The organism is Pedobacter sp. FW305-3-2-15-E-R2A2 (assembly GCF_038446955.1).
Taxonomy (GTDB): domain Bacteria; phylum Bacteroidota; class Bacteroidia; order Sphingobacteriales; family Sphingobacteriaceae; genus Pedobacter.
On the sequence record NZ_CP151803.1, the window covers coordinates 6567258 to 6586258 of the forward strand.

Here is a 19001-nt window from a genome sequence, read left to right on the forward strand (position 1 = left end):
TTTAGGGGTTTAATATCAAATCACTGCGAACAGGAAAGTGGTCTGACAATTTCGCCGGGATCACCAGGTGATTCATCACTTTGATGTCTTTTGTAGTGGCAATATAGTCAATCTGAAAGTTGGGAAATTTACCATTATAAGTTCGCCCTAATCCAGTTCCTTGTTCCTGAAACGTGTTGTTTAATGATTTCGTTAATTGGGTTACCGCATAAGATGCGGGTGTATCGTTAAAATCGCCGGCAATCAGGAAAGAACTCTGGCATTTTGCCATGTGTTCCTTCATAATATCTACCTGCTCACTTCGTTTCAGAAAAGCATTCCTGAGCAAAGTCAGAATGCGCTTGGAAGGTTTAATTTCCGCATCCATCTTTTTCTTTACCTTATCAATATAGTTGTAATCCTGCTTATCAAAAGAGATGGACTGTAAATGCAGATTGTACACTCTGAGCTTCTTTTTGTTCACTTCCACATCGATATAGATCGAAGCATTGCCCCCGAAATTCGGGCCGAAAGCAATCGTTCCTTTATCCTGAATCGGGTAACGGGAAAAGATGGCCAGACCTGTAGCTTCGTAATTATTCTCGCTTGAAGGAACAAAATAAAAATACCGGGTATTCAGAATCTTTTTCAAGCTATCCGTAATATCAAAAGATCCTTTCCTGCGGGTAAAGTACTCCTGAAAGCAAATGACATCCGGATTTTCCTTACCAATCAATTCCAGCATCTGTTGTTTCACAGACTCCACATTTTCCTGTCCATAGGGTTTAAAACTATGCACGTTATAAGTCATCATACGCAGCGCCTTGGGATCAGATTTAGGACCTTTCCCTGTTTCTCCGGAGATGCCCATCGTGGCCGTCAGTGCCTGCCATCCCATGAGGATTAAAACCAGGGTAGCTCCGGCAAAGAGCCATCGCTTACGGATGCACCACCAGAGGATCATAAATAGGTTCAGAAACAAAATAAAAGGGTAAGCTAAACCGAAAAAAGCAATCAATTGATACTTTCTGGGATCGAATCTGCCCGCCATAAAGCCCAGCAGTAAAGTCACCGCCAGCAGAACTGCCAGGAAACGAACCAGTTTATCAAGAAATGTCGGTTCAGATTTCTTCATTAATGTTTACTTGCCTTAAATAAAGTTTCTTTTTCTGCCCTGCTTAACTGATCGTATCCCGATTTAGAAATCTTATCTAAGATCGCATCTATCTCCTGCTGATTGACCCCCGTACTTCTTGAGTTGGCAGAAGATTTCGCATGTTCATTTCTAACCACCTTTAATTTAGACTTTCTTTTAAACAGACTGCTCCAGTCTTTTCCGTTTTGTAGCAGTTTAATATAAGCAAATCCCATCACTGCACCACCCAGATGTGAAAAACTTCCTCCTGCGTTTGCAGAAGCAATACCAATCAGGTCCAGGGCAACATAGCCGATCGCCAGGTATTTCAGTTTCACATCCCCAAGAAAAAGCAAGCGAATGCTATAATCGGGAACCAGCGTAGCGGTCGCGACAATGATAGCCGTTACTGATGCAGAAGAACCGATGACTGTAGCTCCAGCGATGCTGCCGGAAAAAACCGGAAAAACATTGTAAGCCAGAATATAAATCAAAGCTCCCGCAACTCCTCCTGCCAGATATACAAAATGAAACTGTCTTGGCTTCAGGAAATCCAGGAAAATTTTCCCCATCCAGAACAGCCAAAGCATATTGAACAACAAGTGCATCACTCCTTCATGGAAGAACTGATAAGTAATGACCGTATAAAACCGGGTTGGCAACTTATCAATCGCTGCCGGAACCCCTGCATACTCCCTAACGAGAAGAGAAAAGTCTTTGAACTCTGTTCCCGACAGGAAAAAAGGAAGCCCTACCAATGCCACCACTAAAAACAGGAGCACATTGATGCCTATATAAAAAAACAAAGGGTTTCCTGATTGGAATACCTTGTACTTCAGGTCCTGGAAAAGATTCTTATTCATAATACTTATAAAATCTGTTGTTATCCTTGTCTTTCCATAATTTCACCAGTATAAAGCCTAACAATGCACCGCCAAGGTGGGCATAATGGGCTATAGAATCGCCTGGAACACGGGCAACTCCTAAAGAGAGCTCCACCAGTATATATACTGGAATAATGTACTTCGCCTTCACCGGAATAGGAATGAACATGATGTACATTTCCGTATTGGGATACAGCATTCCAAAAGCAACCAGCAATCCAAAGATCGCGCCGGAAGCGCCTACCATAGGGAAGCCATAGATTCCAATCAGGGTTTGTTTCCCCATATCTGATATTCCAGATAACGCTATTGCATCCATATTAGCTCCCATAGTTGCTCCAAGATCTACCGTTACAGGATTGTTAATAGCAGATCCTGTGATTTGATAAACTTCATAAGCTTGTACCCCCATTTGGAGTGCCACCGCACCCAGCCCAGTGATCAGGTAGAAGTTAATAAAACGTTTCGCCCCCCACCTGCTTTCCAGAACACCTCCAAACATAAATAAAGCAAACATGTTAAAGAAGATATGTCCAAGATCACCGTGCATAAACATGTAGGTAATCAGCTGCCACACCCTGAAATAGGGTGAATCAAAATAATATACACCCAACATACGACCTAAGTCTATTCCTGATGTACCCAAAAAATATTTCGCAGCAAAAAAAAGCACATTGATAATGAGCAGGTTTTTAACGACTGGCGGTATATGAATGTTATTCATTGTATCTATTTATCAAATTTCTTATCCAATTCTGTCAGGCCAATGGTTTGGATCACTGGCTTTCCACTAATGCTAAAGTTAGGAGTTTGACAGGCAAAAAGTTGCTCAATGAGCGTATTCATTTCCTGTTGCCCCAATGCTGTTCCGCTCTTAATCGCACTATTTCTGGCCATACTTTTTGCCAGGGCATCTCTTCTATCCAGTTTCAATTCCTGCTGTGAATTTTTAAATCCTTCGATCAGGTGTTCAAACAGCTGCGTTTCATTCACGTTGTTACTACCAAGATCTACCGGGATCCCTTCGATGATTAACGTATTTTTACCGAACTCTCTTACTTCAAAGCCCAAACTTTTAATGTCTTCCAATAAACTTTTTGCCAACTCGTAGTCATTCGGACTTAAAGTTACCGTTTGCGGGAAGAGGCTTTGCTGAGAAGCACCTTTCCGGTCCTCCAGGTTTTTGCTGAAACGTTCATAAAGAATGCGTTCATGCGCAGCTTGCTGATCGATTAACATCAACCCCGACTTAATCTGAGAAATGATGTAACGGTTGTGCAGCTGCATCAGTTGTTTTTGTACAGGCACCAATGAATCATCAGGCAAAGGGGCTGTCCCCGGCAAATCTATAGCCGTTTGTTCCGCCTCTGTATGGTTAGCGATCTCATATAATGAGCCCCAGTTTTTTGTACTCGGTGTAATCGCAGCACTTGAATTTCTGGAAAACACCGTCGGTTCCTTTGCCGGACTGGGCTCAGCAAAAGGATTAAAATTCGGATTAAAGCTAATGCTTGGCGGCACAATCTCTTCCGGTGCTTTATGCGTTATCATTCCACTGAAACCGGTTTCCTGATCAAAATCAATCGTCGGGCTGATGTTAAACCTACCGATAGACCGTTTTACCGCCGAATGAAGGATCGCATAAATGGACTTTTCATCCAGGTATTTGATCTCTGTTTTTGTCGGATGTACGTTTACATCGATCTTTGCCGGATCGATGTCAATGAACAACACATACAAAGGAAAATGATCATCCGGCAACAGGTCTTCATACGCCTTATTGACCGCATGGTTTAGATAAGTATCCCTGATGTAGCGATTGTTGACAAAGAAAAACTGTTCCCCTCTGGTTTTCTTGGCAAACTCAGGTTTCCCAATAAATCCTTTCAGGTTGATGATACTCGTTTCTTCCTCTACAGGAATCAGTCGCTGGTTATAATTATTTCCAAATAAATGGACTATTCGTTGTTTTAAAACAGAAGAAGGCAGACGGAAAATCTCTACGCCGTCATGGTGCAGACTGAAGGCAATCGTAGGATTGGCCAACGATACCCGTTGAAATTCTTCCAGTACATGGCGCATTTCTGCAGGATTACTTTTCAGAAAATTTCTTCTTGCCGGCGTATTATAGAAAAGATTTTTGATGCTGATGCTTGTTCCTTCAGCAGTTGCCACCGGTTCCTGTTTCAGAAAAACAGAGCCTTCGATTTCCACCATCGTTCCCAGTTCATCTTCATGCCTGCGGGTTTTCATTTCAATCTGGGAAATCGCAGCGATAGAAGCCATTGCTTCCCCTCTGAAGCCCATCGTACGGATGGCAAACAAATCTTCGGCTTTGCGTACTTTAGAAGTGGCATGGCGTTCAAAACACATACGCGCATCTGTAACACTCATTCCACAGCCATTGTCGATCACCTGGATCAACCCTTTGCCGCCATCTTTTAGAATTAACTGTATCTTGTTTGCACCTGCATCTATCGCATTCTCCAAAAGCTCTTTCACGGCTGATGCCGGTCGTTGCACCACCTCTCCGGCTGCGATCTGGTTGGCAACACTATCCGGTAAAAGTTGTATTATATCTGACATTTATTTCTCGCTGGTAAAGGTGGCTAATTTAAGGAAAATAAGCCTCAATCCTTGTTTTTCATTTGTATATAATTTGTCTTTTTCATTGTTATCAAGCCTTCATCGCTAGTTTTACCCTTCAAAATAGCAAAATTCTTTAGAATCTTCACACAACGATGTACTTCTCGTTTTCATTGTTCCTTTTTCTATCTTTAACACTTGAAACTAACATGATCTCACAGATTGCCCAACAAAAATCTTTCTCAAGATTGGCTCCTATCTGCTAAACCGAGCTTACCAGCTCTTGAGCGCCTTTGAACAGGGCCCTTGAGTTCCTGAGATCATTTAAAAATCAATAGAAAGCCAGAAAAAACCTATAAAAAGTAAAACAAATACCAATGAAAGCCCTCTTCGCGACCCTAACCATCACAAGCTTGCTTTTCAGTAGCTGCAACGCTCAAAAAGCCGATTTAGTTGTCTACAACGGTAAAGTTTATACCGTAAATGAGAAATTTGACACTGCAGAAGCTTTTGCGGTGAAAGATGGCAGGATCATCGGGGTCGGAAGCAGTGCCGAAATCAGAAAACAATTCAGGGCGACGGAAGAAGTCGACGTTGCCGGAAAAAGCGTCTACCCTGGCTTCATTGATGCGCATGCCCATTTTTTTGGTTACGGAGAGAGCTTGCAAACCGCCGACTTGAGGGGCACCAGCAGCTGGGAGGAAGTCACACAGCGCCTGAGTGAGTTTGCAAAGACCCATCCTGAGGGCTGGCTGATTGGCAGAGGCTGGGACCAAAACGACTGGGTGGACAAACAATTTCCAGACAAAGCACAGCTTGACCTCCTCTTTCCTGACCGCCCGGTATTGCTCAGCAGAATCGACGGTCATGCAGCAATAGCCAATCAAAAAGCACTGACCACTGCCGGAATTACCCGGAGTTACACACTTACCGGTGGAGAAATCGTGGAAAACAACGGAAAACTGACCGGACTACTGATCGATAATGCCGTAGACCTGGTCAATCGTAAAATTCCCGGATCAACAGCCTCACAGGCGGAAAAAATATTACTCGATGCACAAGCCAAATGTTTTGCTGCCGGCCTGACCACCATTGACGATTGTGGTGTAGACGCCAGCTTAGTTAGCCTCGTTGAAAAACTCCATGCATCAAAAAGCTTAAAAATGCGTTTATACTTGATGCTATCAGACAGCGAACCAAATTACACTTATTTGTTCAGTCGCGGGGCGATTAAAACCGACCGCCTCAATGTCCGTGCTTTTAAAGTTTACGCAGATGGAGCTTTGGGCTCCAGAGGTGCCTGCCTATTGCATCCATATCATGACCTGCCGAATAAAACAGGCTTCATGCTCAGCAATCCAAAACATTTCGAGGAAGTTGCAGAAAAGATCGCCAAACACGACTTTCAGATGTGTACCCATGCTATCGGCGATTCCGCCAACCGCAGTATCCTGAAAATCTACAACAAAGTCCTGGGTGGAAAAAACGACAAACGCTGGCGGATAGAACACGCACAGGTCGTTGCCCCTGAAGATTTCGGGCTTTTTGGCAGTGCCAACATAATTCCTTCTGTTCAGCCCACCCACGCCACCTCCGACATGTATTGGGCTGGGGACCGTTTAGGCAAAGAACGCTTAAAAGGTGCTTATGCTTACAAACAATTGATGCAACAAAATGGTTGGTTACCTTTGGGTACAGACTTCCCGGTAGAAGACATCAACCCTATCTTCACATTTTATGCGGCAACAGTTAGAAAAGATTCAAAAAATTATCCTGCAGGAGGCTTCCAAATGGAAAATGCATTGAGCAGAGAAGAGGCCCTGAGGGGAATGACCATTTGGGCAGCGAAAGCAAACTTTGAAGAAAAAGAAAAAGGAAGCATTGAAAAAGGGAAATTTGCTGATTTCATCATCCTTGATCAGGATCTGATGAAAAGTAACCCTTCAAAAATATTAAACACACAAGTATTAAAAACCTATGTTAACGGAGAAAAAGTATATGAGAAAAAATAACCTTGCAGGGATCATCGCCACCAGTTTCATTGCCCTATTTACCTTCAATGCCTGCGCGCAGAATCACCAGCAAAACCAACAACAATTATCTCTTCTCCGTACCATCAGCAGCAATACCGTATTGCTGAACAACCAGGAAAACACCATCCCTTTGATCGATCTGGACAAAAAGAACATTGCTTCGGTCAGCCTTGGCTTTGCCTTTCATACCACATTCGACAGCCTGTTGAACAAATACACCAAAGTAAGCAGTTTCTCTTCTGATCAATATTTAAGCTCAACTACACTAAACGACCTGGAAGACGACCTTAAATACTTCAACCTGGTCATCATCTCCCTTCCGGTCTCGGCGGTTAACGACCCCAGAAACACCAGTTTCATCGGCAGCCTGGCGAAAAGTAAAAAAATTATTATTTCCCTATTCGGGGAAACCGGAAGCCTGCTGGCCTTTGACGGACTCACCGTACCCTTGATCTGGGCCAACCAGAATAACGAGGAGGCAGCCCTTACCATTCCTCAAATGATCTTTGGTGGAATCGGCATCAGCAAAAAACTAACGGCCAATTATTCTCCAAAATACACAGCAGGATCGGGAGCCCTAACCAGCCCTACCCGCTTAAAGTACACGCTTCCAGAAGATGCAGGCGTCAACTCAGACAACCTGAAAGAAATTGACAACATCGCCAACGAAGCCATCCGCGCTCAGGCAGCGCCTGGAATCGTGGTACTGGTTGCCAAAGACGGGAAGGTCATTTTCAATAAAGCTTACGGAAACCACACCTATAACAACGGACTCCCTGAAAAAGTAACCGACATCTTTGATCTTGCTTCCTTAACAAAGACCACCGCCACTACCCCAACGGTAATGCGCCTTTTTGAAGAGCACAAACTGAACCTGGATACCAATATCGGAGCCTATATTCCCAAAGCAAGATTATCACCTATGAACAACATTAAGGTTCGTGAAGTGATGTTGCATCAGGCAGGCTTCATTCCCTATATCCCTTTCCACAATTTTGTAAAAGCAGGAGATTACAGCAGGGATTCCAGTGCTGCTTACCCAACTAAAGTCGCCGACTTCTATTACATCAAAAAAGGTTTTTTCAAAGACTTCATGTGGCCGAAAATGCTGAACTCCCCGATTCAAACCCGCGGTAAGTACGTATACAGCGACATCAGTATGTATGTAATGAAAGAAATTTCTGAACGTCTGAGCGGAATTCCCCTCGACACCTATGTCTGGGAAAATTTCTACAAGCCACTTGGCATGCAAACCGCAGGCTTCCTACCCCGCAACCGCTTTACCAAAGATCAGATTGTCCCTACAGAACAGGATACCTATTTCAGGAAAACCTTACTGGAAGGATATGTACATGACCAGGGCGCTGCATTGGCAGGAGGTGTTTCCGGGCATGCAGGTCTATTTGCCAGCGCAAACGACGTGGCCATCATTTACCAGATGCTGCTAAATAAAGGCAGCTATGGTGGCAACCGTTATTTTCAGCCACAGACCGTAGATATGTTCACTCAAAAACAATCCGATGTGAGCAGAAGAGGACTGGGTTTTGACCGTTGGGATCCGGATGCGAGCAAGAAGTATCCTTCAGAACTGGCCTCTCCGCAAACCTACGGGCATACCGGATATACCGGAACCTGTGTATGGGTAGACCCCGCGAAAGGCCTGGTATACGTCTTTTTATCCAACAGGGTAAACCCCTCGGTATCAGAGAAATTAGGCAGCATGAAAATCCGTCCAAGAATTCAGGACGCTATTTACAAAGCGATAGAAAAGGGCAGTGATTAAAGGAAACAAACAGATTTCATTGTAACATTTTTGATAACTTTTATTTTGATACCTTCCGGATTAAAGGTAAATTAGTGAGTACCATACAAAACCAAAAACTAATGAAATGAAAAAGTTAACATTAACTGTTATGGCATTGCTGATGCTTGTCATAACCTGCCGGGTTCAGGCACAGGATGATGCCATGATGAAAGCCTGGCAAGCCTATATGACCCCTGGCGATGTACACAAAATGATGGCTAAGGATAATGGGCAATGGGATGCAGAAGTAACCATGTGGATGGTACCCGGAGCACCCCCGGAAAAAAGTAAAGGAAGCTCAGAAAATTCAATGATTATGGGCGGCCGTTATCAAAAATGTCTTTTCAAAGGAACCATGATGGGAATGCCATTTGAAGGAATGAGCATTATGGGCTATGACAATTCGAAAAAAGCTTTTGTCAGCAGCTGGATAGACAACATGGGTACAGGTATTATGCACATGGATGGCACCTGGGATGACGCCTCTAAGTCGATCAACTTTAAGGGCACCTGTGTAGATCCCATGACCGGGAAAGACACCAACATTCGCCAGGTGATGAAGTTTGTAGATGAGAACAACCAGATCCTGGAAATGTATTGTAACATGGACGGAAAAGAAATGAAAAACATGGAGATCAAATATTCAAGAAAAAAATAAGCTGGAATTCTGTCTGTGAACTTTAATAAAAAAGGGTCCTTAACTTTCATTAAGGACCCTTTTATAATTCATCGAAAATGGATTATTTCTTTAATCCGATTTCTCTTAAACGCTCATCAAGGTATTCTCCGGCAGTCATATCTTCATATACTTTCGGATGTGCCTCATCAATGGTAGATTCCAGGCTGGTTAAATCCATATCTGAACGTGGATGCAAGAAGAAAGGAACAGAAAAACGGGAAGTTTTCATCAGTTCACGCGGTGGATTTACCACTCTATGCGTTGTAGAACGCAATTTATTGTTCGTTAATCGTTGCAACATATCTCCAACATTTACTACGATATCGGTATGACCAGCTTTGATTGGCAGCCATTCGTTACTGCGGGTCAGGACTTCTAATCCGTCGGCACTCGCACCGATCAATAAAGTAATCAGGTTAATGTCTTCATGTGCACCTGCACGAACTGCATCATCAGGTAAAGCATCCGGATTTTCGATCGGGAAATAATGAATTCCTCTTAGGATCGAATTGCCATTATGTACATGTTTATCAAAATAATCAATCGGCAGGGACAGATAAGTAGCAATGGCACGTAAAAGATGTTTACCATTATCTTCCAATCGCTGATAGATTTCACGGGTTACTTCATTGAATTCAGGAAGCTCTTCCAAGACCTCATTATCCGGATATTCTGCTTTGATCACATCGCCATCGGTCACCTCCTGACCAATCTGCCAGAATTCTTTTAAATCGGCAGTTTTAGCACCTTTAGCTGTTTCCTTTCCAGGGCTGGTGTATCCACGCTGACCGGCAAGTTCCACCTTTTCGTATTTCTTTTTCTGCTCCGGGCTCAGTCCGAAAACTGCCTGAATATTTTTATATAGCTTATCAATTAACTCCTGACTTACACCATGATTAGTAATGGTTACAAAACCAGAATCATTGAAGGCCCTGCCCAATTCGTCAGAGAACTTTTTACGCTGTGCTTCATCGCCATCGATGTAAGAGCTCAGATCTAAACTTGGAATATAAGGTGTTGACATATTGATTTATTTATAGGTATTAACAGGATAAATTTAAGAAAGAATTGTTAATAAACGTTAAATAACAATACTTATCTTGCGTAACATTCTGCAAATAACGAGATTAAGTTATGCACATTTTTCTGATTGAAAAATCAAATTATCAGTCAAATGTAATTTAGGTTACGAAGGGTATTCTATAAAAACTATAAAGCCTGCTCTTACGTAATATATCTTGAAAAGTGTTTTTTCAACTTGTTTTTACAATCATGAAGTATTTATCAATTATGGTCCTAGTTTTCTTATCAGCGTTGTCAGCAGACCAAGCTGATGCACAGTCTAAAAAATTACAGAAAGCAACTTTTGGAATGGGATGTTTCTGGTGTTCAGAAGCACTTTTCCAGCGACTTGACGGAGTCAGCAGTGTAAGGTCCGGCTATGAGGGCGGCGAGGTAGCCAACCCTTCATATGAAGATGTCTGTACCGGAACAACCGGACACGCAGAGGTAATTGAGGTTACTTATGACCCTCTTAAAATAAAATATGATGAACTTTTAGAGGTTTTCTGGAAGAGCCATGATCCGACTACTTTAAACCGTCAGGGTGCGGATGTGGGCACTCAGTACCGTTCCGTGGTTTTCTACCATAACGAGGAACAGAAACAAATTGCAGAGAAGTATAAAAAAGAACTGAATGACACTCATGCTTTTGGAAAACCAGTGGTCACTGCGATCAATAAAGCAGCGACCTTTTACGTAGCCGAGAACTATCATCAGGATTACTTCAATAAAAATGGAAGTCAGCCATATTGCCGCATGGTTATCCTTCCTAAACTGGAAAAGCTGGAAAAGGTCTTTAAAGCAAAGCTAAAGCACTAAAATAACCGTTAAGGGCTACGAGCGGTTTGGATGTTAAATCCAAACCGCTTTTTTGTAAAACAAAACGCTTTCCCAGCCGTTAGAAGTAAGACAGCAATAAAGACAAACTCATTACCAATGAAAAAACAAATCTTAACTCTCGCCGCAGCATCCATATTATTATGGAGCTGTACTAATGAAACAAAAAAGACATCTGATGCAGACAGCACTTCAAAAACTGAAAAACTGGACAGCACTGCAAAAACAGAAAATACAGCCATCAACGATGGCCATAATGCCCAGAATTCCCTGGACTGGAATGGCACTTATAAAGGAGTTCTTCCTTGTGCAGATTGTGAAGGCATCCAGACAGAGCTTACCCTTAACCAGGACATGACCTTTGTACTGAAAACAAATTACATGGGCAAAGACACGAAGTTTCCTCAGGATAAAGGAACATTTAAATGGGATAGCACAGGCTCAAAAGTAGAACTCATTGGGTTAAAGGATCAGCCAAATACTTATTTTGTTGGAGAAAATAAACTGATACAACTGGATATGGAGGGAAAAGAAATCACCGGAGCACTGGCAGACAAATACGTCCTTAAGAAATAAATGATAAAGGGCCTATAAAACATTGATGTTTTATAGGCCCTTTATCATTTATGGTTCTAATTAATTCCGTTTATCATTTTCTACCTGCTTAAGATTTAGCAGCGTACTTCACTTCTTCGTAAGGCTGAACTAAAACCCATCCTTCACCCATAAACTCCAGTTGAAAAGATTCTCCACTACCCCTTCCAATAAATGAACCGAATGTTAAATTCGTTTTGATTTTTGGCGTTAGATTTTCAGACCAGGCTACAGTAGCGTTTGGATCGGTAAAAACAGGCTGACCAGGAGTCACCTTTAATAGAATAGGCTCTCCATGAGTAGTAATGGCAATATAGCCAGAACCAGATAGCTTTACCTGAAATAAGCCTCCAGACATCATACCAGCAACACTTTTAAGCATTTTGATTTCATTCTGAATACTTTCCTCCAAGGCCAGAACATCATTGCCATTCACAAAGATGGCTTCGTTTTTCAGCTTAATGATTTTCACCTTTTTACCTTCATCAGCCAGGTATAATTTACCCGTCCCGGTAGCATACATTAACGAAGTACCTTCTCCGGATATTGCTTTCTTAAGCAACCCTCCGAGCCCTTTGCTCATCATACCTTCTCTTTTAAAATCAATATTACCTATATAGGCAACCATTGATCCGGCTTTGGCCATTATCTTTTGATTCTTAAGATTTACCTCCAGTAAAGCCGGCTTTTCCAGTTCAAAGAAATCATTTTCATTCGGATCTTCTGCAGCCTCCAGAATAAATTCATTAAGCGTGTATTCCCTTTTGTTCATGTAAATTCTATTTATTTTAATTTATAAGTTGAATGAATATAGAAACATAAAAGTACATACTCTTAAAAACTGCGTAAAAACGTAGGTTAAATTCAGGCCTGCTGACAACCATTATCTTCAACATAGATTAAGCTGATGTAGAAGCAAGCTCTTGTAAACTAAAAGGCTTGTCCATTCCTAAAAAGGCTATACAAAAAAACAGTGTATGGAAATAACAGAAACAGAATTTATCATTTCAGAAAGAAGGAGTAAAAATCAGCGTTATGACAAGCGATTAATAGCGCATATTGTGGAGCTCGAAGCCCAAGGCGTTCCCCGTAGAGATCTTATGGAAGAATACGGTATGTCAAGCAGCACGCTTGTAGAATGGCTGGGAAACTCGGGTTTATCGGGTTCAAAACGTAAATCCTATACACCGTCAGAAAGACGTTCGGTAATTCGGGCGGTAGAAAACGGTATGAGCATTCGGGAGGCCCAGGTTTCATATAATATTTCCCATCCAAGTATTATAAGACACTGGATCAAGAAAAATAAGGAAGAAAATGTAGAGATTAGCCTTCTCAAACCTCTAGAAGTGGCCAAAAACACGACAACTGATTCCAGTAGTACAGAACTCGAAGCTTTACAAAAAGCTTTGGCAGAGGCCAATTTGAAAATCCAGGCCCTTGATACTCTGATCGATATTGCAGAAGAACAGCTTAAAATCGACATCAGAAAAAAGTCTGGTGCCAGGCAGTCATCAAAATGAAACAGGACTTCCCAAAACTTGGGATCAGGTTGCTGTGCAGACTGTTTGGCAAAACAAGACATGCGTATTACGACCACCAGTGGCGAGTACAGGATGAGGGTTTAAAAGATGAGATCATTTTGCAGCATGTACTGCGTATTCGGGAAAAGCAAAAGCGAATAGGTACGTTGAAACTGCATTTTATGCTGCAGGAAGTGTTGTCAGCGCACGATATTAAAATTGGAAGGGACTATTTATTTCGCCTAATGCGGGAGCATGGCCTCCATATCAGAACACGAAAAAGGAAAGCGGTGACAACTAATTCAAGGCATTGGATGCGAAAATATAATAACCAGATCAAGGAATTGATCATCCACCGTCCCGAACAGGTCTGGGTAAGTGATATTACTTATATTCAGTTGACAAAACAGTGGGGATATCTAAGCCTTATCACAGATGCCTATTCTAAAAAGATCATGGGATGGGCTTTTAGGACTGATTTATCTGCTCAAGGATGTATAGACGCGCTTGATATGGCTGTCAAAACACGTAAACACCCCCAAGATCAGCTCATACATCATTCTGATCGGGGATCACAATATTGTAGTAAAAACTATGTGGACCTGCTTACCGAAAATCAGGTAGCAATAAGCATGACTGAAAATGGAGACCCTTATGAAAATGCAATAGCAGAACGGGTAAATGGAATATTAAAAGCGGAGTTTGATATGCATAGTTCTAAAGCAAGTTTTAAAGAAACAACAAAGAGAATCAGAGAGAATATTCAAACTTATAACCAACTAAGACCGCATGCAAGCTGTGATTATCTCACACCAGAACAGGCGCATCTTAAACGGGGAATCTTTAAGAAAAGATGGAAGCCTAAAAAGTACAAAACAAAGGAAAATCAAACTTGTATAACCCGATCAGGAATAACAAATTTGAGTGTATAGTCAATTTAAAATTAATTCAATAACCTGTATAGCCATACACGGATAAGACAGCTTTCTAATTACCAGCATCCTAAGCGCTTCTCACACGATATTCACTCGGTGCCAACTCGGTCGTAAGCGTTTAAACAGCTTAAAAGAATCGTGTTAGATTATTTTAAAAAGCAACTGATCATAAAATAATACTGTAAAATATTCCTATATTGTTATCTAATTATAGATAAACAAAACATCATGGCTACAATAAAGAATGGAATATTGGGTGGTTTTACCGGAAAAATAGGTAGTGTTGTCGGCTATAGAACCTATGGCGAAGACAGGATGCGATCTGTATCTGAACGGACTGCTCCTGCTACAGCTGCGGAATTAAAAAACAGAAAACAGTTTAAATTGGTACAGGACACCCTAAACTGCATCAAATCCTTAATAAAAATTGGTTTCAAAGATTACTGGACTAAGACCGGAGGCACCAGAGGCGCCATATCATATAATAAAACACATGCTGTTCAAGTAAACGGAGACGACTGTCTGATTGATCCTGAGCGATTTAAATTTAGCGGAGGTGTACTTGCTGGCCTAAATGATACGACTGTAGAATTGGAACGCCCGGACCTGTTGAGGTTTAACTGGAGTACAGCCTCTTCCTACAGTGCTTCCCCTAAGGATCAGGTAATGCTTTTAGCGATAGACCTGGAGGGCAAAAAAGCCTGTTATGAATCGCTCGGTAATTTCAGAGGTTCAGGCACTGATGTTTTAAAGCTTGATCATGATCTGACAGGTAAAGAAGTAGCTATTTATATCGCTGTAGTGGCTAAGGACAGGTCTAAACAATCCGATAGCCAGTATTTAGGCAAGCTGCGTATTCCGGGACCAGCCGATGATCATCAGCATAGCAAAATAGTCCAGAAACCTCATCAATCAACAGAAACGCAAGTTCCTGAACCAACCCCCGGGGAACCTGATTTGATAAATGAGCAAAATGATTTCATCACCACTGAACTTAGCGATAGAGAACTGGAACAAACCCTAAGTCATAAGACGATAGAGGCGGTCGAAGCAACCTCATTGAACGGCAATATGCTGACCTATATCCAGAAACTAAAAGATCAGGGGCTTTTAAGGCCTGACATTCCTTTAAATGGACTTTCAGCACTTGTTTATCTGACGGATACTTCCGGTTTTGAACATCTGCGTCTAAAGGATGGGCTTAGCAACCGTTTTGTCGTTGTCGTCACAGATCTATATACTAAGATGGTCAAAGGCCATTACTATACTGCGTTAAAGGAAGGTCATGGGCATAGCAACATGCGGTACAAACCCACAAAAAAGCGGTAGGAGAAATCTGCTATTCGCTTCGACTTCTCCTACCGCTTTAAATAAGGGTTACTGATATAAACTAAGGGAACTTCACCCCTCTGTATTTCGTCACATCTACAATTGGAATAGAAGCGCCATATTTTGCATTGATAGATTTGATAAACTCATTGGCTACGATAGAATATCCCATCGGAGTCAGGTGAATCCCATCTAAGGAGAAGATGTTGCCTGTAATGAAAGCTGCACTTACTCTTACTCCGTTTACATCTTTACCTGCACCGTAATCTTTCAGCAAAGCATAAGCATCTACCAAAGCCAGACCTTTAGCTGCCGCTACGGATTTGATGGTATTGTTATAAGCAGTGGTATAATCCGCAACTACAGCAGCCTCATCTTTATCCAAGACCCATTTGCTTTCGATTGGATTTAGTGGATGTAAACCATAAGGAATTCCTCCTGTAGGTACTCCGATCACCCCTGCAGAAAGCAAAGGAAGTACGAAATAATCCTGAGCCGTTGCTGCTCTGCTTACCCCGGCACCCGTCCTGATATAAATTGCAGTCACTGTAGGTGCAGTTGCCTGTACCGTTGCTAATATTGAAGCCAAAGTAACCGTATTAAAATAAGGTGTACCTAAAACATCAGGAATTGTTGCGACCACCCCTTTAGCGCCATTACCCGTCATCTTGTTCGCGGCCAGATTGTATAAAGCAGTAAAAGTCGCTTTAGGCGTTGGCTGATCTGCAGGATTTGCACCTCCCGAACTGGCATAGCCCAGGATGTCATTGTTCCCCAGCCACATGCTAAAGAAAGTATAAGGCTTAGCCGTTACGAAGTCCAGGTATGGGGTCGTATTTCCAGGAGCATTTCCTGGCAACAACCTTTCATAGAATCCATTCAGGTTACCATATTGAGGAACAGTAATGTGCAATAGTTTAATCCCCGGAACGCCATAGTTGTTAAGATCTCCCGTATACTTCGTAAAAAGCGTTACCGCACCCGATTCTGGTCTTACCGCCAAATTGGTGGTCTGCATTGCGATTTGTGGTAATCCTTTTGCATCGAATCCTTTCAGCACCAAATGTCCCGAACCATCCGCTTCCGAATCTTTAAAAAATGGTGTAGAAAAAGCGCCACCACCTACAGTTTTCATTTGTTCAGCGATCATTCCAGGATAGGAGTTTTTCTGTCCATCCAGAAACAATCCGTTATCCGCATAACCGGAAGTCAGGGAATTTCCTACAGCGATGTATCTTGAAAAATCAGCCGACCCTTTGGTAGGCGTAATGTCTTTTAGCTCTGGTTTGCAGGAAGCCATTCCAAGAATAGCGACCGCAAAAATACTTTTATATATAAAATTTGATTTCATTATGTTTTTTCTGAAAAGGTTAACTACCATTTATAAGAGAAAGAGATGCCTGGGATATACGCTGCAGTTTTAAACTCACCGCTCAAGCCTGTTTCAATATTAGTTTCATTTCTGGCTTTCACATTTTCATATAGGAAAGACAAATCAATAAGGAACCTTTCAGATGCTTTAAATCCAAGACCTGCGCTTAACAGAAGGCGGTCCGCATCCGGAACTTCCGGTGTTACATACCCTTTTCCTACCGGAGTCATCGCATAAGCAATACCTGCACGAAGTGCTAATCTGTTAGTGGTTTGATTTTGAATCCCCACACGGAAGGCCGCAGCATCATGATAATTCCTCGGTGATTTAGTATCAGGAATTCTGGCATTGTTGTCATAATCAAAAGCCAGTTCTTTATATTTATTCCAGTGCACCCAGTTCACATCAACCGCAATAGTGGTTTTATCTGAAGGATAGAAACCCAAACCAATCGACGTTGTTGCCGGCAAAGGAAGTTCTGCATTAAATCTCGTTGGCATACTCGCCTTCAAAGCATCCGGTACATCAAAGATGGCATCGCCATTTTTAACTTTTGCAGTGATCTGTGAACGGTGGGTAACCCCGATAGAAACACCAGACACTGTTTGAACATAGATACCTGCATTCCAGCCAAAATCTTTTGCATCGCCTTTTAGTTTTGCAGTCGAGGCTTCTCCATTTGACTTCGTGATTGGAATGGCTCTTCTCAAGTCAACCTTTCCTAAAGAATACACCAAACCTCCACCGATACCAATATTGTCTGTAATTTTTAAACTTAATGTTGGCTGGATATAAATCGCCTGTAAGTCAAGAGAGGTTACGGTATATTTTCCTGTCCAGTCTTCCTTCCAGTGCATCGCACCACCAAACGGAGTGTAAATACCGATACCAAATCTAAGACGGTTGGCCGGTGAACCGAATACCGCATAGCCCATCACAGGAGTGGCTATTTTATCTTTATTATATTCCGTAATGTTCGATCCATTCTCGCGGAATGCCGTTTTAAGGTACAGCGGACTGATACCGGCCTGAACACCATTTTTCTTTAGGAAGGAGACTGCTCCCGGATTAAAAAACACAGCAGCTTCGTCCAGGGCAAGGCCTGTTCCGGCACCTCCCATGGCGGTTTGCTTTTGGCCTTGAAGGTTTACCTGAAAGGATTGGGAGTAGCCTAAAATAGGCACAGCCAGTAAAAAGCTTAGTAGGATCTTTTTCATATTTAGATAGGGTTAAATTGATATTCGGTTTATCTCAAAGAAACATTTAATGTCGATCTTGTGGTAGATTAACAATTTCAATTTGATTGAGTTTGCTATAAAACAATTATGCTTGCATAACAATAAACGATTTTACGGAATAAAAAAAACTAATCCAAATGTTATCGCATACTTTTTGTCACAATCAAGTATCATCTAAAAGTAAAAAGCAAAAAACAATGGACAAGATATCAGTAACATACCTACATTTGCTAACAGTGTTATTTATTTAGTCGCCATATAACTTACACGCAAAAAAAGAAAAATTTTAGATAAAAAAATAAGAATATGAGCTTAATTGAAGCATTAAAATGGCGTTATGCCACAAAAAAAATGAACGGTGAGAAAGTTCCACAGGATAAAGTTGACCAGATCCTTGCTGCAGCACACCTTGCCCCTACTTCTTCAGGTTTGCAACCTTTCAAGATTATTGTGGTTACCAATCCGGAATTAAAAGAAAAAATCAAAGCTCTTGCTTACGGACAATCTCAGATTACAGATTCTTCACATTTGTTAATTTTTGCTGCATGGGAAAATTACACGGAAGAAAACATCAGAAACGTATTTGCACATGGCAACAGAGAGCGTGGTATGCCTGAAGATTCACACTCAGACTATGTCAACAACCTTGTGGCAACGTATACTGCAAAAACTCCTGAGGAAAACTTTAACCACGCTGCAAAACAAGCATACATTGGTTTTGGTGTTGCCCTGGCTGAAGCCGCTTTATTAAAAGTTGATGCAACCCCAATGGAAGGTTTCAATCCGGCAGCACTGGACGAGTTACTAGGCTTAAAAGAAAAAGGCCTTCGTACCACAACTTTATTACCTCTTGGATACAGAGACGAAAGTGGCGATTGGTTGGTGAACCTGAAAAAGGTACGTACCCCATTAGAAGATTTCATCATTGAATTTAAATAGGCAATAGAAAGCCGCTTTATAACCCGGTATAGCTTCACTATGCCGGGTTAATTATTTTTACCACCTTCTCTTTTT

17 protein-coding genes are annotated in these 19001 nt (G+C 41.8%); 9 read left to right on the forward strand and 8 right to left on the reverse strand.

The window, feature by feature from the left end; genetic code table 11:
• Position 1: 1 nt before the first annotated feature.
• Genes AAFF35_RS26655 through mutL form a run of 4 tightly spaced genes read right to left on the reverse strand, consistent with a single transcriptional unit; the run spans position 2 to position 4584 of the window.
• Complete coding sequence (locus tag AAFF35_RS26655; RefSeq protein WP_342329520.1) at positions 2 to 1114, reverse strand: endonuclease/exonuclease/phosphatase family protein; 1113 nt, start codon at positions 1112 to 1114, stop codon at positions 2 to 4.
• Positions 1114 to 1977, reverse strand: coding sequence for a rhomboid family intramembrane serine protease (locus tag AAFF35_RS26660; protein WP_342329521.1), 864 nt, complete (start codon positions 1975 to 1977; stop codon positions 1114 to 1116). Before AAFF35_RS26660 ends, AAFF35_RS26655 begins: the two co-directional genes overlap by 1 nt.
• On the reverse strand, positions 1970 to 2722 hold the full coding sequence (locus tag AAFF35_RS26665; RefSeq protein WP_342329522.1) for a rhomboid family intramembrane serine protease: 753 nt from the start codon (positions 2720 to 2722) through the stop codon (positions 1970 to 1972). Before AAFF35_RS26665 ends, AAFF35_RS26660 begins: the two co-directional genes overlap by 8 nt.
• A gap of 5 nt (positions 2723 to 2727) precedes the next feature.
• Positions 2728 to 4584: a DNA mismatch repair endonuclease MutL gene (mutL, locus tag AAFF35_RS26670; protein WP_342329523.1), complete on the reverse strand. Its 1857-nt coding sequence runs from the start codon at positions 4582 to 4584 to the stop codon at positions 2728 to 2730.
• 377 nt (positions 4585 to 4961) lie between these two features.
• Between mutL and AAFF35_RS26675 the strand changes: the two genes are divergently transcribed.
• The 3 genes from AAFF35_RS26675 to AAFF35_RS26685 all read left to right on the forward strand — a co-directional run bounded on the left by AAFF35_RS26675 (position 4962) and on the right by AAFF35_RS26685 (position 9079).
• The gene (locus tag AAFF35_RS26675; RefSeq protein WP_342329524.1) at positions 4962 to 6596 is read left to right on the forward strand and encodes an amidohydrolase; all 1635 of its coding nucleotides are present in this window, start codon (positions 4962 to 4964) and stop codon (positions 6594 to 6596) included.
• Entirely contained in the window at positions 6583 to 8400 is a 1818-nt protein-coding gene (locus AAFF35_RS26680; RefSeq protein WP_342329525.1) for a serine hydrolase, read from the forward strand. The genes AAFF35_RS26675 and AAFF35_RS26680 overlap by 14 nt, the downstream gene beginning before the upstream one ends.
• Positions 8401 to 8506: 106 nt before the next feature.
• On the forward strand, positions 8507 to 9079 hold the full coding sequence (locus AAFF35_RS26685) for a DUF1579 domain-containing protein (protein ID WP_342329526.1): 573 nt from the start codon (positions 8507 to 8509) through the stop codon (positions 9077 to 9079).
• Between the two features lie 82 nt (positions 9080 to 9161).
• Here AAFF35_RS26685 and AAFF35_RS26690 read toward each other — a convergent pair whose 3' ends face one another.
• Positions 9162 to 10124 (reverse strand): 2-oxoglutarate and iron-dependent oxygenase domain-containing protein, encoded by a 963-nt coding sequence (locus AAFF35_RS26690; protein WP_124581458.1) that lies wholly within the window; start codon positions 10122 to 10124, stop codon positions 9162 to 9164.
• 290 nt (positions 10125 to 10414) lie between these two features.
• Between AAFF35_RS26690 and msrA the strand changes: the two genes are divergently transcribed.
• Entirely contained in the window at positions 10415 to 10981 is a 567-nt protein-coding gene (msrA, locus tag AAFF35_RS26695) for a peptide-methionine (S)-S-oxide reductase MsrA (protein WP_342329527.1), read from the forward strand.
• Between the two features lie 117 nt (positions 10982 to 11098).
• Positions 11099 to 11575, forward strand: coding sequence for a copper resistance protein NlpE (locus tag AAFF35_RS26700; RefSeq protein ID WP_342329528.1), 477 nt, complete (start codon positions 11099 to 11101; stop codon positions 11573 to 11575).
• 88 nt (positions 11576 to 11663) lie between these two features.
• Here the strand turns inward: AAFF35_RS26700 and AAFF35_RS26705 are convergent, their stop codons facing one another.
• Positions 11664 to 12365 carry an AIM24 family protein gene (locus tag AAFF35_RS26705; RefSeq protein ID WP_074612931.1) on the reverse strand — a complete coding sequence of 234 codons (702 nt, stop codon included), beginning with the start codon at positions 12363 to 12365 and terminating at the stop codon, positions 11664 to 11666.
• A 205-nt stretch (positions 12366 to 12570) separates the two neighbouring features.
• Here AAFF35_RS26705 and AAFF35_RS26710 point away from each other — a divergent pair, with 205 nt between their 5' ends.
• The 3 genes from AAFF35_RS26710 (at position 12571) to AAFF35_RS26720 (ending at position 15377) form a co-directional block, all read left to right on the forward strand.
• Complete coding sequence (locus tag AAFF35_RS26710; RefSeq protein WP_342328045.1) at positions 12571 to 13113, forward strand: hypothetical protein; 543 nt, start codon at positions 12571 to 12573, stop codon at positions 13111 to 13113.
• Positions 13110 to 14045, forward strand: a complete 936-nt coding sequence (locus AAFF35_RS26715) for an IS3 family transposase (protein ID WP_342328044.1) — start codon at positions 13110 to 13112, stop codon at positions 14043 to 14045. The genes AAFF35_RS26710 and AAFF35_RS26715 overlap by 4 nt, the downstream gene beginning before the upstream one ends.
• A gap of 231 nt (positions 14046 to 14276) precedes the next feature.
• Positions 14277 to 15377: a DUF6266 family protein gene (locus AAFF35_RS26720; protein ID WP_342329529.1), complete on the forward strand. Its 1101-nt coding sequence runs from the start codon at positions 14277 to 14279 to the stop codon at positions 15375 to 15377.
• Between the two features lie 61 nt (positions 15378 to 15438).
• Here AAFF35_RS26720 and AAFF35_RS26725 read toward each other — a convergent pair whose 3' ends face one another.
• Both AAFF35_RS26725 and AAFF35_RS26730 read right to left on the reverse strand, forming a co-directional pair.
• Positions 15439 to 16728 (reverse strand): SGNH/GDSL hydrolase family protein, encoded by a 1290-nt coding sequence (locus AAFF35_RS26725; RefSeq protein WP_342329530.1) that lies wholly within the window; start codon positions 16726 to 16728, stop codon positions 15439 to 15441.
• A gap of 23 nt (positions 16729 to 16751) precedes the next feature.
• A complete protein-coding gene (locus AAFF35_RS26730; protein ID WP_342329531.1) occupies positions 16752 to 17966 on the reverse strand; it encodes an outer membrane protein transport protein in 1215 nt (404 codons plus the stop codon).
• Between the two features lie 327 nt (positions 17967 to 18293).
• Here AAFF35_RS26730 and AAFF35_RS26735 point away from each other — a divergent pair, with 327 nt between their 5' ends.
• Positions 18294 to 18926 (forward strand): NAD(P)H-dependent oxidoreductase, encoded by a 633-nt coding sequence (locus AAFF35_RS26735; protein WP_342329532.1) that lies wholly within the window; start codon positions 18294 to 18296, stop codon positions 18924 to 18926.
• Positions 18927 to 19001 lie beyond the last annotated feature (75 nt).

Bases quoted from the DNA above. Each gene is read 5' to 3' on its own strand.
- AAFF35_RS26680 (WP_342329525.1), top strand. From the start codon at position 6,583: ATGAGAAAAAATAACCTTGCAGGGATCATCGCCACCAGTTTCATTGCC.
- mutL (WP_342329523.1), bottom strand. From the start codon at position 4,584: ATGTCAGATATAATACAACTTTTACCGGATAGTGTTGCCAACCAGATC.
- AAFF35_RS26735 (WP_342329532.1), top strand. From the start codon at position 18,294: ATGAGCTTAATTGAAGCATTAAAATGGCGTTATGCCACAAAAAAAATG.
- AAFF35_RS26730 (WP_342329531.1), bottom strand. From the start codon at position 17,966: ATGAAAAAGATCCTACTAAGCTTTTTACTGGCTGTGCCTATTTTAGGC.
- AAFF35_RS26660 (WP_342329521.1), bottom strand. From the start codon at position 1,977: ATGAATAAGAATCTTTTCCAGGACCTGAAGTACAAGGTATTCCAATCA.
- AAFF35_RS26685 (WP_342329526.1), top strand. From the start codon at position 8,507: ATGAAAAAGTTAACATTAACTGTTATGGCATTGCTGATGCTTGTCATA.
- AAFF35_RS26725 (WP_342329530.1), bottom strand. From the start codon at position 16,728: ATGAAATCAAATTTTATATATAAAAGTATTTTTGCGGTCGCTATTCTT.
- AAFF35_RS26705 (WP_074612931.1), bottom strand. From the start codon at position 12,365: ATGAACAAAAGGGAATACACGCTTAATGAATTTATTCTGGAGGCTGCA.
- AAFF35_RS26675 (WP_342329524.1), top strand. From the start codon at position 4,962: ATGAAAGCCCTCTTCGCGACCCTAACCATCACAAGCTTGCTTTTCAGT.
- AAFF35_RS26715 (WP_342328044.1), top strand. From the start codon at position 13,110: ATGAAACAGGACTTCCCAAAACTTGGGATCAGGTTGCTGTGCAGACTG.
- AAFF35_RS26655 (WP_342329520.1), bottom strand. From the start codon at position 1,114: ATGAAGAAATCTGAACCGACATTTCTTGATAAACTGGTTCGTTTCCTG.
- AAFF35_RS26690 (WP_124581458.1), bottom strand. From the start codon at position 10,124: ATGTCAACACCTTATATTCCAAGTTTAGATCTGAGCTCTTACATCGAT.
- AAFF35_RS26700 (WP_342329528.1), top strand. From the start codon at position 11,099: ATGAAAAAACAAATCTTAACTCTCGCCGCAGCATCCATATTATTATGG.
- AAFF35_RS26710 (WP_342328045.1), top strand. From the start codon at position 12,571: ATGGAAATAACAGAAACAGAATTTATCATTTCAGAAAGAAGGAGTAAA.
- AAFF35_RS26665 (WP_342329522.1), bottom strand. From the start codon at position 2,722: ATGAATAACATTCATATACCGCCAGTCGTTAAAAACCTGCTCATTATC.
- AAFF35_RS26720 (WP_342329529.1), top strand. From the start codon at position 14,277: ATGGCTACAATAAAGAATGGAATATTGGGTGGTTTTACCGGAAAAATA.